This window comes from Streptomyces sp. P9-2B-2, from assembly GCF_030406865.1.
Classification (GTDB): Bacteria; Actinomycetota; Actinomycetes; order Streptomycetales; family Streptomycetaceae; genus Streptomyces; species Streptomyces platensis.
Map to the genome: position 1 here is coordinate 5,697,783 of NZ_CP129126.1, position 20,552 is coordinate 5,718,334.

Here is a 20,552-nt window from a genome sequence, read left to right on the forward strand (position 1 = left end):
GCCGGGGGACGGTCAGCGGCGCGGGTCGATCGACCGCTTCAGCACCGGCGTGAGCGGGCGCTCTATGAAACGGTGCAGCACCCAGGCGAGCAGCAGCATCAGCCCCACGGTCAGCGGCAGCGTCGCGTAGGAGGGCAGCCCGGCGCCCTGGTGCAGCGCCCGCACCACGACCCAGCCCAGATGTTCGTGCACGAGGTAGAAGGGGTAGGTCAGCGCGCCCGCGACGGTCAGCCAGCGCCAGTTCGCCCAGTGCAGCTTGCCCAGGGCGACGGCGGCGACCAGGGTGAACCCGAGGGTGACGACGGCGATGATGACCGCCGTCGAGCGGTAGGAGAACGCGGTGGCCGACGGCGCGTGCCACAGTCCGGCGACCGCGTAGTGCTGGCCGATCAGCCAGCTGACCAGCACTATCGCCCAGGCGATCGGATCGCGGGCGCCGTAGCGGTGCAGCAGATACAGCCCGATGCCGCCGATGAAGAACGGGGCGTACTCGGGCATCAGGACGGTGTCGAGGAAGGGCTCGTGGGCGGCCTGGGCGACAGCGGCGGCCAGCGTCCAGCCCGCGCAGAAGAGCACCACCCGGCCGCGGGTGGCGCCGGGCAGGACGACACAGAGCGCGAAGAGCGCGTAGAAACGCATCTCCGCCCAGAGGGTCCAGCACACCCCCAGCACCCGGTCCACGCCCAGCGGCTGCTGGAGCATGGTCAGGTTGGTCAGCACCTCACTGGGCGGCAGCGCCTTGTAGGCGACCCAGGGGAGCGCGAAGACCGCGGTGATCAGCAGGATCGCGGCCCAGTAGGCGGGATAGAGACGGGAAACCCGGGAGGCGATGAAGGCCCGGAGGGTGCGTCCCCAGCCGCTGAGGCAGATCACGAAGCCGCTGATCACGAAGAAGATCTGGACGCCCAGACAGCCATAGGCGAACAGCGGGGCGGCGGTGGGGAATTGGTGGGCGGGCGAACCGCCCCAGGCCTGCCCTATCTCGCCGCCGCGCCCCCCGAGGTGGTAGCCGGCGACCATCAGGGCGGCGAGCAGCCGCAGCCCGTCGAGGGCGCGCAGCCGCGATGGACCGCGGCTGCGCCCTCGTATGACGGGCTGTGGTGCCTCGGTGGCGAGGTCCGGCGCGGCGTGCGGCGCACCGGCCGTCAGCTGGGGGGCGGCGGTCATCCGAACGCGGCCCGCTTCTTCAGCCGCCGCTGCACCGCACGCGCCCGGCGCGCGACCCGGCGGACGGTGGCATTGCGCGGAATGAACGACAGCTGCGACGGGATCGCCCCGGGCAGCGCCAGCGCGGTCAGCCGGCGGCGCTTGAAGTAGCGCCGGGTGACCGTGTCGAGCTGGGTCGCGAGATAACGCTCGGCGGACGGCCGCAGCTGCGGATAGATCTGGTGCTGCATCGCATAGCCGACCGCGGTGACCAGGCCCTCGATGCTCTCGGCGGTGGCATACGCCCGCGGGCGCTCGCTGCGGTCGTCCAGGTCCGGCACCAGCGCGTCCACGATCGTGACCGGCATCCGGTTGCTGTTCTGATACGGCGACAGCCGCTCCAGCAGCAGCCCGGTGCCGGTCCGCGCCGTCGGCAGCCCGTAGAAGGTGGCGGCCGTCAGCAGCGCGGTGGAGAAGCAGCCGACGACCAGCGCGGGCCGCATCCGCTGGTAGAGCACCTCGGCCAGCACCGGGCTGTCCAGCACGGTCAGCGCGATGTCCAGCTTCTCGGCCTCCCGCTCCAGCAGCCGCGACCAGCGGGCCGGCGCGGACGGGTGCGGCTTGAAGACGATCTCGCGGTGGCCGCGCTCGGCGGCGCCGCGCACCATCCGCACATGCAGCTCCTCTTCCTCCTCGGGAGTGAGGATGCCCAGCGCGGAGAGGTACTGACCGAGCAGCAGCGCGCCGCCCTCCGGGACGGCCACCTCGCCACTGGCGTCCGAGAGTTCGGCCAGCACCTTGGTGAAGGCGTCGGTCGGCACGGTCTGCGGCGCGACGTCGAACTCGGTGAGCAGCAGCGGTGTCAGGCCCGGCACCAGGTCCAGATGCAGCAGCCGGCTGATCCGGGTGCCGATCAGCGGATCGAGCTTGTTACGGGTCGGGCCGTAGCTCATCAGGCCGTCGGCGTAGACATCGATCGGCGCGTCCGGGAACAGCTGGGCGAGCGCCAGCGCCGGGTTGACCTGGATGGACTCCACGACCAGCTCGACGCGGTCGTCGCCCAGGCCCCACAGCAGCCGCAGATGCCGCTCCCACAGCGGGACGTCGTCCGCGCGCGGCGACCAGCCGCCGGGGTGGAACGGGCTGATCGTCTCGTTCCACGACAGCACCCGGTCGAAGCGGCCGCGCAGCTGCGCGAAGCCGGGCATGGTGTCCAGCGACGCGGTGGTCTCCGGGGTCGTCGCGTTGTTGCTGAGCAGCAGCAGCCGGCGCTCGGCCGGGGCGAAGCAGTCGGCGTCCAGCGCCGCGGCGAGGGTCGCCGCGCCGTAGAGCGTGGACGCCATGAAGATCTGGGTACGCGGTCGGGTGGACATCAGGCGGCGACCTCCGCCGGGACAGGGCGACGGCGCAGTCGCCGCAGCCGGGACGCGCGCTGCACATCCATCGAATCCAGGGCTTCCTTCAGTACGTCCTGCGGCATGCGTTTCATGGCCGCGGCGCTCATCGTGCGCAATTTACGGGCGACCTGCGGTTCGAAGCGTTCGATCGAACCGAGGTGGTGGGAAATGATCGCGCAATAGGTGCGCACCGCTTTCGGCAGCAGAAGATCCGCATCGCGGTCCTGCGCCGTTTCTTCGATCACCTGATCGAAGGCGCGAATGAAGTCCAATTGCCGCACGTCACCGATCTGGGTCAGGGAAGAGGCCACACCGCGCCGGTAGAAAACACCGAGCAGTCCGACCACCGCCATGGACGTCGCCTCGCGGTGCAGCCGCCAGATCCACGGGCGGTCCTCCGCGGTGCGCAGCCCGTCCTTGAAATGCAGTACCCCGTCGTCCAGCAGCCGCCGGTGGTACATCCCGGCCCAGGCGTACGCGTAGTCGACCGAGGTGGAGCGGTCGGCGGGCAGGATCACCTCGCGCGGGTCCATCACCACCCCGCGCCGGCCGTGCGGGACCCGGTGCACGGTGCGCGCTCGGGCGGTGCACTGGACATGGTCGGTACGGACGAAGTCACATCCCAACTCCTCGATGGTGGAGAGGAGTTCGGGGTAGTAGCCGGGCGCGAGCCAGTCGTCGCCGTCGAGGAACGCGATGTATTCGCCGCGGGCCTCGTCCAGGCCGGTGTTCCGGGCGGTGGCCAGGCCGCCGTTCTGTTCGTGCCGCAGCAGTCTGGCACCCGGCAGCTCGCGCTCGGCGCGCGCGAGAATCTCCGGGGTCTCGTCGCGGGAACAGTCGTCGACGAGCAGGAATTCAAAGTCCTCGCGGGCATTGGCCGCCAGGCTTTTCAGGGTGTCGGGCGCGTATGTCTGCACGTTGTAGAACGGCACGATGACGGAGAGCTTAACCACCCTGGTGACGTTAGGGGCGGAGGCGGCATTCGTCTTTACCGGGTGCGGACCTCAAGGTGAACGAAGAATGGCGGGATGGTTAACCAGGCCGACTATCGGGCCGGTTCGCCATTCGTCGACCCGCTGTTAACCCTTTGTTGCGGCCCAGTTGGCCCGTCCAACGAAATGCCTTCCTAGCGTCTTGGACGTGCCATCACGTACCAACTCTTCGCCGCGGGTCGCCGTACTCGCCGACTCGGATACCCGGTGGAAATGGGGCGCTTTGACAGCGTACCGAATCCAATCGGACATCCGGCTCGACGGTTACCTCCTCCGCGGCCGCGCCACTCCCACGGTCCGCCAGCTCGACGAGGTCGGCGCCCGTGCGGACTCGCTGCGCGAAATCAGGGGCGTCGACTTCGTGCGGTCCATCGACCGTACGCGCTACGACGTCATCGTGCTGGCCTGCGTCGGCGGAGCGGTGCAGGCGATGCTGCACGGCCTCGCCCACGCCTGGCGAGACGCGGACACCCGTCCCGTCGTCGTCACCGGCTATGTCGGTGTCGTCTACGAGAAGCTCGCCGACGGGCTGCTGCTGCGGCACGGCGCGGATGTCGTCCTCGCCAACTCCCGGCACGACGCGGACCGGTTCCGCGAGGTGTACCGCGGGGTCGGCGCCGATGACAGCGGTGTCGTCGAATGCGCCCTGCCGTTCCTCGGCGGCGCGCGCTACACCGGCGCGCACACCCCCTACACCGTGGTGTTCGCCGCCCAGCCGTCCGTCCCGGAGAGCCGCGCCGACCGCACCTACCTGCTGCGCAGAGCGGTCGAGCACGCCCGCCGGCACCCGGACCGGGAGGTGCTGATCAAGCTCCGCAGCAAGCCGGGCGAGCACACCACCCACATCGAGGAACTGCCCTACCAGAAGCTCGCCGCCAAGGCACCCGGCGGACTCCCCGCCAACTGCCGCCTGGTGTACGGCAACATGGGCGAGGTCCTGGACCGCACCGACCTGCTGGTGACGGTCAGCTCGACCGCCGCCCTGGAGTCGCTGCACCGCGGCATCCCCACCGCCGTCCTCACCGACCTCGGCGTCCGCGAGATCCTCGGCAACCACCACTTCCTCGGCTCCGGCTGCCTGGCCTCCTGGGACGAGCTGGACGCCGGACACCGCCCGGAGCCGGACCCGCGGTGGCTGGCCCGCCAGGGCGTCGCCGCGGACGGGGACTACGAGCAGGCCTTCGACGCGGCCCGCGCCCGGGTCACCGATCTGCGCACCGCCGACCGACTCCCGGCGATCACCCCGTACTACACACCCCGCACCGCCCCCGGCTACCTCCCCGGCATCCTCGCCCGGCACGGCCTGGACCCGCACGGCGAACCGATCGCCGGCCACGCGGACGCCCCCGAGGAGACCGGCGGACTGCGCCGGGTCGCCCGCGAGACGGTCCGCGAGGCCGCCCGCGGCGCCTATCGCCACGGCGTCCAGCGCGTCGCCCCCGCCATCCGCCGCTGGGGACAGCTGTGACCACCCCGGTCAGCTCCCGGAAGGAGCCCGAAATGCCGCCGAAACCGCAGAGCAGCCCCCCGACCGTGGTGGCCGTCATACCCGCCCGCGGCGGATCCAAGGGCGTGCCCGCCAAGAACCTCGCCGCCGTCGGGGGAGTGCCCCTGGTGGCCCGCGCGGTCCGGGAATGCCGTGCCGCCCGCCTGGTCACCGATGTCGTGGTCTCCACCGACGACGCCGGGATCGCGGCCGCGGCCCGCGGCGCCGGAGCGGTCGTCGTACGGCGCCCCGGCGACATCGCGGGGGACACCGCCACCAGCGAGGCCGCCGTCCTGCACGCCATGGACGCCTACGAGGCCGAGCAGGGCGCGTCGGTCGACGCGGTGCTGCTGGTCCAGTGCACCAGCCCGTTCATCGTCCGCGAGGACATCGACGGGGTGGCCGCCGCGGTCGTCGAGGGCGGCGCCGACAGCGCGCTGACCGTGGCCCCGTTCCACGGCTTCGTGTGGCGGGACACCGAGGCGGAGGTCGCCGGGGCGGATGCCACGGCCGCCGGCGGCCACGGCGTCAACCACGACAAGTCCTTCCGGCCGCGCCGCCAGGACCGCCCCCAGGACCTGCTGGAGACCGGCGCCGCCTACGGCATGGACGCGGCCGGCTTCCGCGCCGCCGGCCACCGGTTCTTCGGCCGCACCGAACTCGTGCGCACCGACCCGGCCCGGGTGCTGGAGATCGACGACCCGCACGACCTGGCCCGCGCCCGCGCCCTGGCACCCCTGCTGGACGCCCCGCGGCCCGGCGCCCTGCCGACCCTCGACGACATCGACGCCGTCGTCCTCGACTTCGACGGCACCCAGACGGACGACCGGGTGCTGATCGACGCCGACGGACGGGAGATCGTCGCGGTGCACCGCGGCGACGGCCTCGGCATCGCCGCGCTGCGCAAGGCGGAGCTGAAGCTGCTGATCCTGTCCTCGGAGACCAACCCGGTCGTCGCCGCACGGGCCCGCAAGCTCCAGGTCCCCGTCCTGCACGGCATCGACCGCAAGGACCTCGCCCTCAAGCAGTGGTGCGAGGAAGCGGGCATCGCGCCCGAGCGCGTGCTCTACGTCGGCAACGACGTCAACGACCTCCCGTGCTTCGACCTCGTCGGCTGGCCCGTGGCGGTCGCGAACGCACACGACGTGGTGCGCGGCGCGGCCCGCGCTGTCACCGCGACGCCCGGAGGCAGCGGCGCGATCCGAGAGATCGCGGCCTGGCTCCTGGGCCCGTCCCTGTAACCCACCCAGACCCCACCTCCACACACCCCCTTATCAACGCGAAGGAACCTCCCCATGAGCACCAACTCCCGCCTCCGCAACCTCGGCAACCGCGAGGCCGGCCCCGGCCGCCCCGTCTACGTCACCGGTGAGATCGGCATCAACCACAACGGCGACCTGGAGAACGCGTTCGCGCTGATCGACGCCGCCGCCGACGCCGGCTGTGACGCGGTGAAGTTCCAGAAGCGGACCCCCGAGGTCTGCACCCCGCGTGACCAGTGGGAGATCGAGCGCGACACCCCCTGGGGCCGGATGACCTACATCGACTACCGCCACCGCGTGGAGTTCGACGAGGACGGCTACCGCGCCATCGACGAGTACTGCAAGAAGCGCGGCATCGCCTGGTTCGCCTCCCCGTGGGACGTCGAGTCCGTCGCCTTCCTGGAGAAGTTCGACGTGCCCTGCTACAAGGTCGCCTCCGCCTCGCTCACCGACGACGAGCTGCTGCGCGCCATGCGCGCCACCGGCCGCACCGTCATCCTCTCGACGGGCATGTCCACCCCCAAGCAGATCCGGCACGCCGTCGAGGTCCTGGGCAGCGAGAACATCCTGCTCTGCCACGCCACGAGCACCTACCCGGCCAAGGCCGAGGAGCTCAACCTCCGCATGATCAACACCCTCCAGGACGAGTACCCGAACGTCCCGATCGGCTACAGCGGCCACGAGACCGGTCTCCAGACCACCCTCGCCGCGGTCGCCCTCGGCGCCACCTTCGTCGAGCGCCACATCACCCTCGACCGCGCCATGTGGGGCTCCGACCAGGCCGCCTCCGTCGAGCCCGGCGGCCTGACCCGCCTGGTCCGCGACATCCGCACCATCGAGGAGTCCCTCGGTGACGGCGTCAAGAAGGTCTACGAGAGCGAGCTCGGCCCGATGAAGAAGCTGCGCCGCGTCACCGGCGTGGTCGCCGAGGCCGAGGCCGCCGAGCCGGCCGCCGTCTGACCGCCCGGCCGACGAACCGACGGGAGCCAAGGTGACCACACCCGAAGGGACCCGCGCCGTGCCCGGCACGCCCGGCGCCGAGGTTCCGCCCCCGGAGACGACGGATCCTCCCGCCCGTCGTCTCCGGGGGGTGCCGCGGCAGCGTCACCGGACCGCACGCTCCGGTGAGCCGCGTACGGGCGCCCGGGACACCGGCACCCTCGCGTTCGTCGAGAGCCCGGTGCAGCTGCTGAACGTCCTGGAGTGGGCGCACACGGCACAGGCCACCGGGCTCACCGTCGTCGTGCTCTCCCCGCACGACCCCATGACCCGCGGCCAGCTGCGGCGCATGGCCGAACTCGCCCGCGACGAAGGCCATACGGTGCGCTGGGAGGAGGCCCGCGGCGGCCCGACCGCGCCGATGCGCACCATCGGCGGCCTCACCCCGCTGCTGCGCCGCGCCCGCCGCGTCGTCATCGGCGACCCGTTCTCCCGCTACGTCCAGCTGCTGCTCTCCCTCGCCAGGGCGCGCGATCTGGTCGTGGTCGACGACGGCACCGCCACCATGGAGTTCATCTCCCAACTCGCCCGCGGGGAAAAGCTGGTGCGCTGGCACCGCAGCGGCAGCGGCCGCGGCGCGCGGGACCTGATCTTCGCCCCGTTCTCCGCCACCGCCCGGCGCCGGCTCACCCCGGCTCCCGAGGGCGGGCGGCGCACCGTCGGCCTGTTCAGCTCGATGCCCGTCGAGGCGCCCCCGGGCGTCGAGGTCACCACCAACGAGTTCGCCTGGACCCGGGGCCGCTTCGGCCCGCCCCGGCTCACCCGCGCCGCCGACATCGTCGGCACCTCGCTGGTGGAGACCGGGGTCGTGGACACCGAGCGCTATCTGGCGGCGGTCGGCAGCCTGGCCCGTACGCACGGCGCCACCCGCTACTTCGCGCACCGCAAGGAGAGCACCGAGAAGCTGCGCCGGCTCGTGGTCGAGACCGGGCTGGAGATCGTCCGGCCCGATCTGCCGCTCGAACTGATCGCCCGGCGCGGGCCCATCGGACGGCTGATCGTCAGCTTCCCCTCCACCGTGGTGCACACCCTGCCGCTGGCGCTGCGGGGGACGGAGGTCAAGGTCGCGGTCTGCGACATCGATCCGGAGTGGCTGACGGCCAACGCCTCACCGCGGGCCCAGGGGTTCCTCGACGGGGTCACCGGCACCGCCCGCGACGTGCAGCGACTGCCCTTCACCCAGCCGATGGCCGCCGGATGAAGGAGCGCGGGAAGCCTTACTGCATACCCGTCGCATAAACCATCCATGCGCCGAGCGGCCTGATTTTCTTCCCCTAACGGGCTGAACTTTTGTTGATCGAAGGACAGTTGCCCCCTTAGGGCCCGTAACCTTCCACGGGTGAACCACGTGAAGTCCCGAGAGGTCAGCGCCGCCCGTACCCCCGCCGGTGATCAGCTCCCCGGCGCCCTTCCCGAGGCACTGCGTGCCGAACTCAGCGCCTTCCGGCGCGACTTGCACCGGCACCCGGAACTCGGCAACCAGGAGTTCCGGACCACCGCGGCGATCAAGGAACGGCTGGAGCGGGCCGGTCTGCGGCCCCGGGTACTGGCCACCGGCACCGGCCTGATCTGCGACATCGGCACCCGGGACGCCATGGCCGACGGGCAGGCGGCCGCGACCGCCCCCGACCGCCCCCTGCTGGCGCTGCGGGCGGACATCGACGCGCTGCCCATCCCGGACACCAAGAACGTCGACTACGCCTCGACGGTCGCAGGCCGCGCCCATGCCTGCGGCCATGACGTGCACACCGTCGTCGTCCTCGGCGCCGGTCTGGTCCTGGCCGAGCTGGCCCGCACCGGCGCCCTGCCGCGCCCCGTGCGCCTGCTCTTCCAGCCCGCCGAGGAGGTGCTGCCCGGCGGCGCCCCCGACGCGATCGAGTCCGGCGCCCTGGAGGGCGTCGGCCGGATCCTCGCCGTCCACTGCGACCCGCGCGTCGACGCCGGCCGGATCGGGCTCCGTACGGGAGCGATCACCTCGGCCTGCGACCGGCTGGAGGTCGAGCTGGACGGACCCGGCGGCCACACCGCCCGCCCGCACCTGACCACCGACATGGTCACCGCCGCCTCCCGGGTCGCCGTGGACGTACCGGCGCTGCTGGCCCGCCGGGTCGACGCCCGCGCCGGTCTGGCCGTCACCTGGGGGCGGCTGGCGTCCGGGCACGCCTGCAACGTCATCCCGGAGCACGCCGAACTCTCCGGCACCGTCCGCTGTCTTGATCTCGACGCCTGGCGGCAGGCCCCGGACCTGGTCCATGCGGCGATCGACGAGGTCGCCGCGCTGCACGGTGCGAAGTCCCAGATCACCTACGTCCGCGGGGTGCCGCCGGTGGTCAACGAGCCGGTCACCGTCCAGCTGCTGCACTCCGCGATGGCCGCCCGCCGAGGCGAGGGCGCCATCGAGGACACCGAGCAGTCCCTCGGCGGCGAGGACTTCTCCTGGTACCTCGAACACGTCCCCGGTGCCATGGCCCGCCTCGGCGTCCACCCGCCCGCCGACCCCACGTACCGGGACCTGCACCGCGGCGATTTCGATGTGGACGAGCAGGCGATCAAGGTTGGCGTCGAACTCTTCACCGGCGCGGCCCTCCTCGACGGGGACCTCGCGGACTGAGCGCGCGCACCCGCCGTGCCGGCCGGGCCCCTATAGCGGGACACTGCCCGAAATGACTCCATAACGGCCCGTTCCGGCAGCTTGCCGGGACGGGCCGCGCGGCATGCCCGCCTGTGTTGCGTTTCGGGTGCCCTACGCCTCGAATCGATAACGTCCACGCAGTGGAGGGTTTTGCGCCAGGTCTACGCGCGTTAATCTCCCGACAAGCCAGCGCCAATGGGGGCGCTTCGAGCGAAGGGAAGGCCCCGTGCGTCGGGTCATCAGGATTGCCGCCGCGGCCACCGCCACCGCGGGCCTCGCGCTCACCGCCACCGCGTGCGGTCAGAGCTTTGCCGAGGCCAACCGCGCCAAACACGCGGGGGTCGGGGTGGCCTTCGACATCGGCGGCCGGGACGACCACTCGTTCAATGAAGCGGCCGCCCGCGGTGCGGACAACGCGACCAAGAAGCTGGGCGTCAACGCCAAGATGCTCACCGCCAAGAACGGCGAGACCGAGGCGGACCGCGAGCAGCGGCTCACCTCCTTCGCCGAGGCCGGCTACAACCCGGTCATCGGCGTCGGCTTCGCCTACAGCCAGGCCGTGCAGAACGTGGCCAAGGACTTCCCCGCCACCACCTTCGGTGTCGTGGACGCCGTGCCCGAGGGCAAGAACGTCGATGCGATGGTCTTCGCCGAGCACGAGGGCTCGTATCTGGCCGGGGTCGCGGCCGCGCTGAAGAGCAAGAACCACAAGGTGGGCTTCATCGGCGGCGTGAACAACGCGCTGATCCAGAAGTTCCAGGCCGGCTTCGAGCAGGGGGTCCGCGACACCGACCCGAAGACCAAGGTCACCTCGCAGTACCTGTACCCCAACAACGACAAGGGGTTCAACGACCCGGCGGCCGCCAAGGCCAAGGCCGGCGGCATGCTCGACAGCGGGATCGACGTGATCTACACGGCGGCCGGGCAGTCGGGCGCCGGGACCATCGAGGCGATCAGCAAGGTCAAGGGCGCCTGGGCGATCGGCGTGGACTCGGACCAGTACCAGCAGCCGGGTCTGGCCCGCTACAAGAACCGGATCCTCACCTCGGTCGTGAAGAACGTCGATGTGGCCGTGTTCGACCTGATCAAGAGCGCCGAGGACGGTAAGCCGCTGACCGGCATCCACTCCTACGACCTCAAGCACAGCGGGGTGTCGCTCGCCACCTCGGGCGGGTTCATCAAGGACATCCAGCCGCAGATCGATGCGGCCCGGAAGAAGATCATCGAGGGCAAGGTGAAGGTCAAGGAGACGCCGTAGCCCGGGACCGCCGCCGCCCCGGGTCGCCGCAGCGCCGGACCCCGGGGGCGAGCCACCGTCCCCCTTGTGACCTTCCGGTCCCTGACTTTCCGTCCTTTCCGCTCCTTCATCCCTGAGGGGAGTGCGCCATCAACGCAGCATCCACGAGCAGCGGCCCCGCCGTCCCGGACGCCCCCGCTGTAGAACTCCGCGGAATCACCAAAAGGTTCCCCGGCGTCGTGGCCAACCACGACATCCATCTCACCGTGCGCCGCGGCACCGTCCACGCCCTGTGCGGCGAGAACGGTGCCGGCAAGTCCACCCTGATGAAGATCCTCTACGGCATGCAGAAGCCGGACGAGGGCACCATCGCGCTGGGCGGCGAGCAGGTCACCCTGCACACCCCGGGCGACGCCATCGCACGCGGCATCGGCATGGTGCACCAGCACTTCATGCTCGCCGACAACCTCACCGTCCTGGAGAACACCGTTCTCGGCGCGGAAAAGCTGCACGGCATCGGCGCCGGCGCCCGCGCGAAGATAAAGGAACTCTCCGACGCGTACGGGCTGAACATCCGCCCCGACGTGCTGGTCGAGGACCTCGGTGTCGCCGACCGCCAGCGGGTGGAGATCCTCAAGGTCCTCTACCGCGGCGCCCGCACGCTGATCCTCGACGAGCCGACCGCCGTCCTGGTCCCGCAGGAGGTCGACGCGCTCTTCGACAACCTGCGCGAGCTCAAGTCCGAGGGCCTGACCGTCATCTTCATCTCGCACAAGCTGGGTGAGGTGCTCTCGGTCGCCGACGACATCACCGTCATACGCCGCGGCACCACCGTGGCCTCGGTCGAGCCGTCCGGGACCACCCCCAAGCAGCTCGCCGAGCTGATGGTCGGCAGCGAACTGCCGTCGCCGGAGACCCGCGAGTCGACCGTCACGGACGAGGAGATGCTCCGCGTCAGCGACGTGCACCTGTCCGCGACCGACTCCGACGGCGTGGTCCGCACCGTTCTGGACGGCATCTCCTTCACCATCCACAAGGGCGAGGTGCTGGGCGTCGCCGGTGTCGAGGGCAACGGCCAGGCCGAGCTGGTCGAGGCCGTCATGGGCACCCGCCGCCCCGACCACGGCACGATCACCCTGGACGGCACGGACCTGTCCGGCGCCTCCACCCGCGCCCGGCGCGAGGGCGGCATCGGCTACATCCCCGAGGACCGCCACCGCCACGGCCTGCTGCTGGAGGCCCCGCTGTGGGAGAACCGCATCCTGGGCCATGTCACCGAGCGCCCCAACAGCAAGGGCAAGCTCCTCGACATCCCCGGCGCCCGTAAGGACACCGAGCGCATCGTCGAGCAGTACGACGTGCGCACCCCCGGCATCGAGGTCACCGCGTCCTCGCTCTCCGGCGGCAACCAGCAGAAGCTGATCGTCGGCCGCGAGATGAGCCACCACCCCAAGCTGCTGATCGCCGCCCACCCCACCCGCGGGGTCGACGTCGGCGCGCAGGCGCAGATCTGGGAACAGATCCGCGAGGCGCGCCGCGAGGGCCTGGCGGTACTGCTGATCTCTGCCGACCTGGACGAGCTGATCGGGCTGTCCGACACCCTGCGGGTGATGTACCGGGGCCGGCTGGTCGCGGACGCGGACCCCGCCGTCATCACCCCGGAGGAGTTGGGCTCCGCCATGACCGGTGCCGCCAGAGGCCACCTCAGCGCGTCGGAGGACGGTGCGCCGGACGACGGCGCACCGGCAGACGGTGCGTCGCAGGACGCCGGTGAGCAGGAGGGCGACGAGCAGTGAGCACCTCCACCAAGAACCCCGCCGTGGACGCCATCGCCAAGAGCGCCACCCGCGACAAGGTGATCCTCGCGATCGCCGCGCCCGTCCTGGCCATCGTCGCCGCGATAGTGATCTCGTCCCTGGTGTTCCTCGCCTCCGGTGAGAACCCCTTCCGGGCCTACGGGATCATGGCCGACTACGGCCACTACAGCGACAGCCAGGTCTGGATCATCAACAAGGCGGTGCCGTACTACCTTTCGGCGCTGGCGGTCGCCATCGGCTTCCGCATGAACCTCTTCAACATCGGCGTCGACGGCCAGTACCGACTGGCGGCCTTCGCGGCCGCCGCCGTCGGCGGGGCCATCGCCCTCCCCGGCGCGCTCCAGATCATCCTGCTCATCGTCATCGCGATGCTGGTGGGCGCGATCTGGTCGGGCATCGCGGGTCTGCTGAAGACCACCCGCGGCGTCAGCGAGGTGATCACCACGATCATGCTGAACGCCATCGCCGCGTCGATCATCGGCTACTTCCTCCAGGACGGCCGCCTCGCCATCAAGGACGGCAACCTCCTGCACACGAAGTTCCTGCCGGAATCGAGCCACTTCTTCACCTTCCCGACCCACCCCAAGCCGGTCCTCGGCTTCGTGGTGATCGCGATCCTGGCCGGTGCGCTGTACTGGTTCGGGATCAACCGCACCCGCTTCGGCTTCGACCTGCGCGCCGTGGGCGCCTCCGAGCCGGCCGCCGAGGCCAGCGGGGTCAGCGTCAAGCGGATGGTCCTGTGCAGCATGCTGCTGTCGGGCGCCGCGGCCGGTCTGGTCGGTATGCCCACCCTGCTCGGCGAGTCCTTCCAGTACGGCACGGACTTCCCGGCCGGTATCGGCTTCACCGGTATCGCCATCGCGCTGCTCGGCCGCAACCACCCCGTCGGCATGGCCTTCGGTGCCCTGCTGTGGGCGTTCCTCGACCGCACCGGCTCCCGGCTGGAGTTCGAGGGCTACGCCCAGGAGATCGTCGGCGTCATGCAGGGCGTCATCGTCCTCTGCGTGGTCATCGCCTACGAGATCGTGCGCCGCTACGGGCTGAGCCTTCAGCAGCGCAAGGTCGGCGAGGAGCTGGCCGCCCTGTCCCGTACGAACAACACCGACAAGTCTGACAAGAGCGACAACCCGGAGGTGTCGGCGTGAGTACGGACCTCAAGACCGCGACGAAGCTCGCGGTCCCCGGGAAGGGTGGCCGGCGCAAGCTGACCTACCCGTGGATCCTGCTGATCATCGCCGTCGGGCTGGTCGCCGTCTCCGTCCTCCGGGCCGTCACCGGCGCCGGTGACCTCACCTCCACCGGCCAGTTCGGCGCCGCCCTGAGCGCCGCCGTGCCCATCGGCCTGGCGGGTCTGGGCGGACTGTGGTCCGAGCGGGCCGGCGTGGTCAACATCGGCCTCGAAGGCATGATGATGCTCGGCTCGTTCGCGGCCGGCTGGGTCGGCTGGCAGCACGGTCCCTGGGCGGCGGCCGCGGCCGGCATCCTCGGCGGCGCGCTCGGCGGCCTCATCCACGCCATCGCCACCGTCACTTTCGGCGTCGACCACATCGTCTCCGGTGTCGCGGTCAACATCCTGGCGCTCGGCGCCACCCAGTACCTGGCCACGCTGTGGTTCGGCCAGGAGGGCAGCGCGGCCATGCTGGCCGGCGGCAACGACAAGCAGTCGCCGCCGATGCCCGACATGCCGACGTTCACCGTGCCCGGTCTGTCGGACGCGCTGAACACCCTGGAGGGCCACCACTGGTTCCTGGTCTCCGACGTCGCCGGCATCCTCGGCGCCGCGGTCACCAACGTCTCCTGGCTGACCCTGCTCACCATCGGCCTGTTCATCGGCACCTTCTTCGTGCTGTGGCGCTCCTCGTTCGGGCTCCGGCTGCGCTCCTGCGGCGAGGCCCCGATCTCGGCCGAGACCCTGGGTGTCAACGTCTACTCGTACAAGTACGCGGCGGTGCTGGTCTCCGGCGCCCTGGCCGGCCTCGGCGGTGCCTTCCTCTCCATCGGGGTGCACTTCTTCCAGGACGGCCAGACCGGCGGCCGTGGCTACATCGGTCTCGCCACGATGATCTTTGGCAACTGGCGGCCGGGCGGCGTCGCGATGGGCGCGGGCCTGTTCGGCTTCATGGACGCCATGCAGCTGCGCAGCGGCGGCCCGACCGTCCACGCCCTGCTGCTGGGCCTGGCCGCGCTCCTCGCGGTGCTCGCCCTGCTCCGGCTGCGTGCCGCCAAGCGCACCCAGGGTGTGGTCGCCGGGATAGCCGCCGCCGTCCTGGTCATCTGGTACTTCCTGGCCGACACCGTTCCGCTCGAACTGGTCGAGGCGAGCCCGTACATCGCCACCCTGCTGGTACTCGCCCTCTTCTCCCAGCGGCTTCGGCCGCCGAAGGCGAACGGCAAGCCCTACCGCCGAGGACAAGGCACATGACACCACCGGTGCCGGTCGACTGGACCGCACTGCGCGCGCAGGCCCGGGACGCCATGTCCCGGGCCTACGCCCCGTATTCCGGCTACCCCGTAGGCGCCGCCGCCCTAGTGGACGACGGCCGCACCATCACCGGCTGCAACGTCGAAAACGCCTCATACGGCCTCGCTCTCTGCGCCGAATGCGGCCTGGTCTCAGAACTGTTCGCGGGTCGGTCCGACAACGGCGGCCCCGCCCCCCGCCTGACCGCCTTCACCTGCGTGGACGGGGCGGGCGACTTGCTCGTTCCCTGCGGCCGCTGCCGCCAACTGCTGTGGGAACACGGCGGCGCCGACCTCCTGGTGGACACGGCGGCGGGTATTCGCCCGCTCTCGGAGCTGCTGCCGGATGCGTTCGGGCCGGGGCATCTGAGGGGGTGACGGGAGCGGTGGGCTGATGGGGGTCTGCGGTACGCCACCCACCCCCGGCACCCACCGCACCCGGCACCACCAGCTCGACCGTCGCCCTGCTGAGAGGCCCGAACGCTTCAGAGGCGTCAGGACCGGGCAAGACGCAGGTCGATCCAGGGAATGCTGTCCCCCGGCAACAGATAGCGCTCGGTCTCGACAAACCCGAGCTTCCGCGCGAATCGCAGCCCGTCCTCGTTGGAGGACAGGACCACGGTCTCGATCACTTCGGCACCTAACTCCCGCGCCCGGCTGAGCCCGCGCGCATAGAGCTCCTCCCCGAACCCCTGACCACGATGAGCTTCCAGCACGCGGGCGATCACGGTCACCGTCAGCGTGTCATCGGCAGGCGGGCGCACCGTGCTGCATCCGATGAGTTCGTCACCGGCATACGCGACCTCCAAGTGGTGACGCTGTGCCCGCTCCCGCACCTCCTCCAGCGAAAGGAGGTGGGTGGGAATGATCGTGTTGTGGACGTGCTGCCAGTCCTTGAGGGCGTCGTCGCCATCCGGCCGCTGAATACGAAGATCAGACATCGCAGCAGAAGACCCGAGTCCCTTCCGCACGTCAACTCCGTTTGCCACGCCGCCGAACGTCTGTGGCAGCCGCATGAAGGGGCCGGGCGGGCACAGGGGCTACTGAGGTCGAACTCGTGTCGTCGCGGCCGTTCAGGTGGGACGGATGGTCAGGCCGTCACGGTCGAGCCATCGGTCGAGTCATCTGCACTTCGGACACTTCGAGCAATCCGTCGAGTTCGACCTTCCCCCTGGTCTGGCTCGGACTCACCACCAGTCCGTCCCGGCGCACGATGTCCAGGAGCCGTTCGGCCAGGGGCAGGACCATATGCCGGCCCCAGCATCGTTCGCTTACGTGGCCGAAGGGGAGATATCCGGGGTGGGTGTCTCCGTCCAGCTCTTCCCAGCGGTCGGGATGAAACGCGTCGGGTTCGTCCCAGAGCTTGGGGTCGCGGTGGCTCAGCAGGGGAAGCAACAGGACATCGTCTTTCGGGCCGATCCGTGCGTCCACGTCCGAGAACTCCGGAGAAGCCATTCGCAAGATGTTCCATGAGGGGGGAAGCAGTCGGAGTGCCTCAAGGAGGATGTTCCGATTCGATACGTCATCGCTGAACGGAGCCCCGAGCCACAGGGCGTTGGTGACCAGCGCGGATACGGTGAAGCACACCGGTGCTGCCACCCGCCGATACAGGTACATGGCATAGCGCCGGTCACTGTAGGTCTTGGAATCGAGCACGAGAGCGGCCAGTTTTGACAGCGGCACGCCCTGCCCGGGCTTGCCCAACAAAGCGGCACCGGAGGCGACGGCCGACCAGGTCAGTTTCGGTGTCAACTCCAGCCTGCGGTCGACCAGAACCCGGAATCGCAGACGTTCGTTTCCGAAAACGAGATTCCGCAGGTAAACATGCGCCACATGCGGCCACCGGCCGGTCAGGTCGACCGCCTCATCGAGGGGACGTTGCAGCGCGTTTCGCACGTCCGAGCCCACGGCTTGCATAAAGGTGGACGCATCGGTACGGGCGACGAGCCGCCCCTGGACGGGTTTGAAGGTGGGCCTCTCCTCCGCGTTGGCCGGCCTGCTATGGAGCAAGCTGTCCATCAGATCGGCGCCGGATATACCGATCGTGTCGGGCTCCAGACGGAAAAGCGACGCACCACGATAACGACTTAACAGTTCATCGATTCTCGGTGCGAACTCGATGACCCGACCGCTCCCGCCGACGCGGTGCATAGGCATGGATGAACTCCGTGGGTAGGCAGCTCGCGTCGGCCAGGATTCCTGACCGACGCGAGTCCGGCAGGGAAGCTGTCTAATTAAATCCAGCCGTACCAGGCGTACGCCTTGAGGCTCTTTTCCGGACGGAACTTCTTGACGATGCGAACGAGTTTCATGAGCACCTCCATTTGTGCGGTGAACGAGACACTTATTCGACGGCAGAAGATGCCGATACCGGTCAGAATTCCCGGCATTCATTTCAACTGCTGCGGAAAGTGAAGACCTAACCGGTGAATGTGTCAAGTGATCCACATCACTACCTGAATTGCCTCATTCACGTTTCGAATTCATCCGTATTCACATCTCGGCAAATCACTGCTAATCCATCCATTGACACCCAATGCGGGCATCGAAAGGGAGCGACTGGCGCCGAATGGGGTGGTTTGGCCATGTATGTTGTGACATGGACATGTTCTGTAGGGCCCGTCGAAGGCATCCGGTCCCGGCTCCAGCGCGGTGGCTCTCCGACACGGAGAACGTGAAGCGGCGATGAAGCCGGCGCAGTCGGTCGTCTCGGCACGGCTCGCAGCCGGGGCGCAGATCGTCGGCCCGGTGGGGTCGGTGTTCTGGCATCAGGGCGAGCTCGGCTCGGGCGAGGAATGGCCACTCGTCCTCAAGGTCCGCGCCGATCGGCACGACGAGGTCGAGGCGCATCTGCTGAAGCATCACCCCTGGCAGAACCCGGAAGTTGCCGCAGTTCCGATCGTTGCCGGGGTGAATGGCTACCTGCACTGGCTGGAAACGACCACGGCACCGGACTGACCTCACGCCCGGGCCAGTTCCAGTACCTCGGCCACTGCGGGGCAGTTCGCGGTGTGAGAGTCGGCGCAGGGGCGGGTTTCAGCGAGTGGCGGGCATATTGCCGTCGCGCCAGTCGTTCAGACGCTTTCGGATGCTGGGCACCATCGGAAGCGCATTAATTTCTCCGGGCTCAAACCATCGGACGTCCGTTGATTCTTCGGACACCGCCAGCTGCCCACCCAACGGTCTCGCCAGGAAGCAGATGGAGAACTCTTGCCGCACTTCGCCATCGTCGTAGGCGAAGACGTGATGGGGGTTGGTGTAGGTGCCGACGATGCCCACGATCGCGACATGGAACCCGGTCTCTTCGCGGGTCTCCCGAACGGCGCAGTCCGGCAGTGACTCGCCAATATTCATGACGCCACCGGGAAGTGCCCACATGTCATTGTCGCGCCGACGCTGAAGCAGCACGCGCCCGGAGTCGTCGACCACGACCGCAGATGCCGCCGGAACCAAGCTGTTCGCGGCAGGGGCATGAGGGTCGTTCTCGTAGTCGCGCCTACTCATCGCCGCCGCCTTCCCACACCGGAGTTCCCCTGCTCCACAGTTCTTCTACGTGTGAGGCGAAGCGGTCAAACATGCCGTCGTCCTGCTGACGACGCAGATGCAGGGTGGGTGCATCGTGCCCGACACTGTGCGTCAGCAACGGCGTAACGATCATGTCGTCATCGAAGCGGAACACGGAGAGATATGCATGCCCCTCACTGAACCTCGCATCAATTCCTGGCTGCTTTTTGATCTTCTCCAGCTCGGCGAGGGTCACGCGAATACGCGTCGACAAGGTGAGTGCGACATCTTCATCGCGCTCGCGCGAGTGTGTGAGGCAACTGTCAGGATCGCCGAGAAGAAACCGAACCCGGCACCCCCGGGCAGCCTTCCGCTGTAGGGCTGTACCGAACCTTGCTTGTTCGAGCCATAGGAAGTAGTTGGTGTATCCCGCGAAGGTCAGCTCTCGCTCCGCCTTGGTGATCAGTGAGCGCCACAAGGAGGCGGGGCAACCGGACCGGTACGGATAGACGGAAACGACCTCGCGGTCCGGACCAACCTTTATCGCTTTCTTTGCAGCTGTTGGCCACAACACCGCCTCGTCCTCTCCGAGCGCCTCACAGACGGACCACCGGTGTCGAGCATGGGGAACCCGTCCGGTCTCGGTGATCCATCGGCCTACGGTCTTGATGTCGACGCCACACCTCTCGGCTAATTGGCGATCAGTCAGGTGTGCCCGTAGCAGGGCGCGGCGTAGTGCTTCGTTCACAAGTACCCCTTGGGACGTTAGGCACGCTTCACACGGTAGGTCTTCTCCGTGTCTAACGGTCGTGGAGCGGAGTAGGAACGCGCCACCAGGCGCGGAAGTGTGGGCGTGAGAGCACAACCCCCGCGACGCCGCAGGAATGGGCGTACGTCGGGGTCGTGGCCACCAACCCCTGGGAGGTTGACGACATGCCCCAAACCACCGTGAGAGCGGTCGCGTCGCTGTTGCGGCTGTTACTGCCCTCGCGAGGACGCCATCGGTCGGCCGGCTCGTTGCCCGCGGCGTACGGCACCAGAGCCGCTCAGCACTGCATGCACGGCCAGGAGGCGGCAGGCTGATGAGTCCAACCGACACCCCCCGGCTCCTGCCCTGGTCGAGCCTCGACGGGAAGCCGTGCTTTCTCGCAGGCGACGGGAACGGCTACGTGTCCCGGCTCGCCGACGAGATGGAGGAGGCGCAGCTCGACTCCGCAGCCGAACTCGGCGAAGAGGCGCACCGCATCCTCGCGGGCCGGGCGTGGACACCGGGCGAAATCCACTTGCTGGCCCTGGAATTGGCCAGCTCCCTCGCCAACGTACGCCGGGTCGCGGAGAGCCGGGGTGCGCGCCTGCCCGTGCCGGACGATGACGGCCCGCCGGAGCTGTCGGACCACGAGGGGCCGGCTCCCTTCGCGTTCCGGTTCCTCACGCCCGTCCCGGCCACGGGCGGCATTCCGCCGAGTGAGGTCGAGTACGACGAGGAGTCCCAGACCGGCGTCTACGAGGATCTGCCGCCGGGCGTCTACATGACCAAGAACCCGCCGAAGACGTACGGGCCGACGGCGCCCACGGGTCAGATGGACGCGCCGGACGGCCCCGGACCGAGCGACGACTGAG

The 20,552-nt window shown here is 69.4% G+C and carries 20 protein-coding genes; 12 read left to right on the forward strand and 8 right to left on the reverse strand.

Annotated features, from left to right (window positions below; genetic code table 11):
• Positions 1 to 12 precede the first annotated feature (12 nt).
• Genes QT196_RS25115 through QT196_RS25125 form a run of 3 tightly spaced genes read right to left on the reverse strand, consistent with a single transcriptional unit; the run spans position 13 to position 3,496 of the window.
• On the reverse strand, positions 13 to 1,167 hold the full coding sequence (locus QT196_RS25115; protein WP_290355742.1) for an acyltransferase: 1,155 nt from the start codon (positions 1,165 to 1,167) through the stop codon (positions 13 to 15).
• The gene (locus QT196_RS25120) at positions 1,164 to 2,519 is read right to left on the reverse strand and encodes an alpha-2,8-polysialyltransferase family protein (RefSeq protein WP_290355743.1); all 1,356 of its coding nucleotides are present in this window, start codon (positions 2,517 to 2,519) and stop codon (positions 1,164 to 1,166) included. The genes QT196_RS25115 and QT196_RS25120 overlap by 4 nt, the downstream gene beginning before the upstream one ends.
• Positions 2,519 to 3,496, reverse strand: a complete 978-nt coding sequence (locus QT196_RS25125) for a glycosyltransferase family 2 protein (RefSeq protein ID WP_168481084.1) — start codon at positions 3,494 to 3,496, stop codon at positions 2,519 to 2,521. The genes QT196_RS25120 and QT196_RS25125 overlap by 1 nt, the downstream gene beginning before the upstream one ends.
• A gap of 187 nt (positions 3,497 to 3,683) precedes the next feature.
• Between QT196_RS25125 and QT196_RS25130 the strand changes: the two genes are divergently transcribed.
• The 10 genes from QT196_RS25130 (at position 3,684) to QT196_RS25175 (ending at position 15,806) form a co-directional block, all read left to right on the forward strand.
• Positions 3,684 to 5,003: a DUF6716 putative glycosyltransferase gene (locus QT196_RS25130; RefSeq protein WP_323139152.1), complete on the forward strand. Its 1,320-nt coding sequence runs from the start codon at positions 3,684 to 3,686 to the stop codon at positions 5,001 to 5,003.
• A gap of 32 nt (positions 5,004 to 5,035) precedes the next feature.
• Entirely contained in the window at positions 5,036 to 6,262 is a 1,227-nt protein-coding gene (locus tag QT196_RS25135; RefSeq protein ID WP_290355744.1) for an acylneuraminate cytidylyltransferase, read from the forward strand.
• A gap of 54 nt (positions 6,263 to 6,316) precedes the next feature.
• Positions 6,317 to 7,243: an N-acetylneuraminate synthase family protein gene (locus QT196_RS25140; RefSeq protein WP_168481087.1), complete on the forward strand. Its 927-nt coding sequence runs from the start codon at positions 6,317 to 6,319 to the stop codon at positions 7,241 to 7,243.
• Positions 7,244 to 7,463: 220 nt separating this feature from the next.
• Positions 7,464 to 8,483 carry a hypothetical protein gene (locus QT196_RS25145; RefSeq protein WP_168483961.1) on the forward strand — a complete coding sequence of 340 codons (1,020 nt, stop codon included), beginning with the start codon at positions 7,464 to 7,466 and terminating at the stop codon, positions 8,481 to 8,483.
• A 138-nt stretch (positions 8,484 to 8,621) separates the two neighbouring features.
• Positions 8,622 to 9,893 carry an amidohydrolase gene (locus QT196_RS25150; protein WP_168481088.1) on the forward strand — a complete coding sequence of 424 codons (1,272 nt, stop codon included), beginning with the start codon at positions 8,622 to 8,624 and terminating at the stop codon, positions 9,891 to 9,893.
• A gap of 247 nt (positions 9,894 to 10,140) precedes the next feature.
• Positions 10,141 to 11,172, forward strand: coding sequence for a BMP family ABC transporter substrate-binding protein (locus QT196_RS25155; protein WP_168481089.1), 1,032 nt, complete (start codon positions 10,141 to 10,143; stop codon positions 11,170 to 11,172).
• 218 nt (positions 11,173 to 11,390) lie between these two features.
• Complete coding sequence (locus QT196_RS25160; RefSeq protein ID WP_211117412.1) at positions 11,391 to 12,947, forward strand: ABC transporter ATP-binding protein; 1,557 nt, start codon at positions 11,391 to 11,393, stop codon at positions 12,945 to 12,947.
• A 23-nt stretch (positions 12,948 to 12,970) separates the two neighbouring features.
• On the forward strand, positions 12,971 to 14,113 hold the full coding sequence (locus QT196_RS25165; protein ID WP_235468334.1) for an ABC transporter permease: 1,143 nt from the start codon (positions 12,971 to 12,973) through the stop codon (positions 14,111 to 14,113).
• The gene (locus QT196_RS25170) at positions 14,110 to 15,390 is read left to right on the forward strand and encodes an ABC transporter permease (RefSeq protein WP_190144072.1); all 1,281 of its coding nucleotides are present in this window, start codon (positions 14,110 to 14,112) and stop codon (positions 15,388 to 15,390) included. The genes QT196_RS25165 and QT196_RS25170 overlap by 4 nt, the downstream gene beginning before the upstream one ends.
• Positions 15,387 to 15,806 carry a cytidine deaminase gene (locus QT196_RS25175; protein WP_290355745.1) on the forward strand — a complete coding sequence of 140 codons (420 nt, stop codon included), beginning with the start codon at positions 15,387 to 15,389 and terminating at the stop codon, positions 15,804 to 15,806. Before QT196_RS25170 ends, QT196_RS25175 begins: the two co-directional genes overlap by 4 nt.
• A 116-nt stretch (positions 15,807 to 15,922) precedes the next feature.
• Here the strand turns inward: QT196_RS25175 and QT196_RS25180 are convergent, their stop codons facing one another.
• From QT196_RS25180 to QT196_RS25190, 3 genes are all read right to left on the reverse strand, one after another.
• Positions 15,923 to 16,369 (reverse strand): GNAT family N-acetyltransferase, encoded by a 447-nt coding sequence (locus QT196_RS25180; RefSeq protein WP_290356718.1) that lies wholly within the window; start codon positions 16,367 to 16,369, stop codon positions 15,923 to 15,925.
• A gap of 157 nt (positions 16,370 to 16,526) precedes the next feature.
• Positions 16,527 to 17,585 carry a cytochrome P450 gene (locus tag QT196_RS25185; protein ID WP_290355746.1) on the reverse strand — a complete coding sequence of 353 codons (1,059 nt, stop codon included), beginning with the start codon at positions 17,583 to 17,585 and terminating at the stop codon, positions 16,527 to 16,529.
• Positions 17,586 to 17,662: 77 nt separating this feature from the next.
• A complete protein-coding gene (locus QT196_RS25190) occupies positions 17,663 to 17,752 on the reverse strand; it encodes a tryptorubin family RiPP precursor (RefSeq protein ID WP_217366279.1) in 90 nt (29 codons plus the stop codon).
• Positions 17,753 to 18,080: 328 nt separating this feature from the next.
• Here QT196_RS25190 and cutA point away from each other — a divergent pair, with 328 nt between their 5' ends.
• Entirely contained in the window at positions 18,081 to 18,386 is a 306-nt protein-coding gene (gene cutA, locus QT196_RS25195) for a divalent-cation tolerance protein CutA (RefSeq protein WP_290355747.1), read from the forward strand.
• A 78-nt stretch (positions 18,387 to 18,464) separates the two neighbouring features.
• Here the strand turns inward: cutA and QT196_RS25200 are convergent, their stop codons facing one another.
• Together QT196_RS25200 and QT196_RS25205 are read right to left on the reverse strand one after the other, a co-directional pair.
• Positions 18,465 to 18,932 (reverse strand): NUDIX domain-containing protein, encoded by a 468-nt coding sequence (locus tag QT196_RS25200; protein WP_290355748.1) that lies wholly within the window; start codon positions 18,930 to 18,932, stop codon positions 18,465 to 18,467.
• Positions 18,925 to 19,680, reverse strand: coding sequence for a DUF5919 domain-containing protein (locus QT196_RS25205; RefSeq protein ID WP_290355749.1), 756 nt, complete (start codon positions 19,678 to 19,680; stop codon positions 18,925 to 18,927). The genes QT196_RS25200 and QT196_RS25205 overlap by 8 nt, the downstream gene beginning before the upstream one ends.
• A gap of 334 nt (positions 19,681 to 20,014) precedes the next feature.
• On the opposite strand from QT196_RS25205, the gene tgmA reads away from it, so the two are divergent.
• Positions 20,015 to 20,551 carry a putative ATP-grasp-modified RiPP gene (tgmA, locus tag QT196_RS25210; RefSeq protein WP_290355750.1) on the forward strand — a complete coding sequence of 179 codons (537 nt, stop codon included), beginning with the start codon at positions 20,015 to 20,017 and terminating at the stop codon, positions 20,549 to 20,551.
• Position 20,552 lies beyond the last annotated feature (1 nt).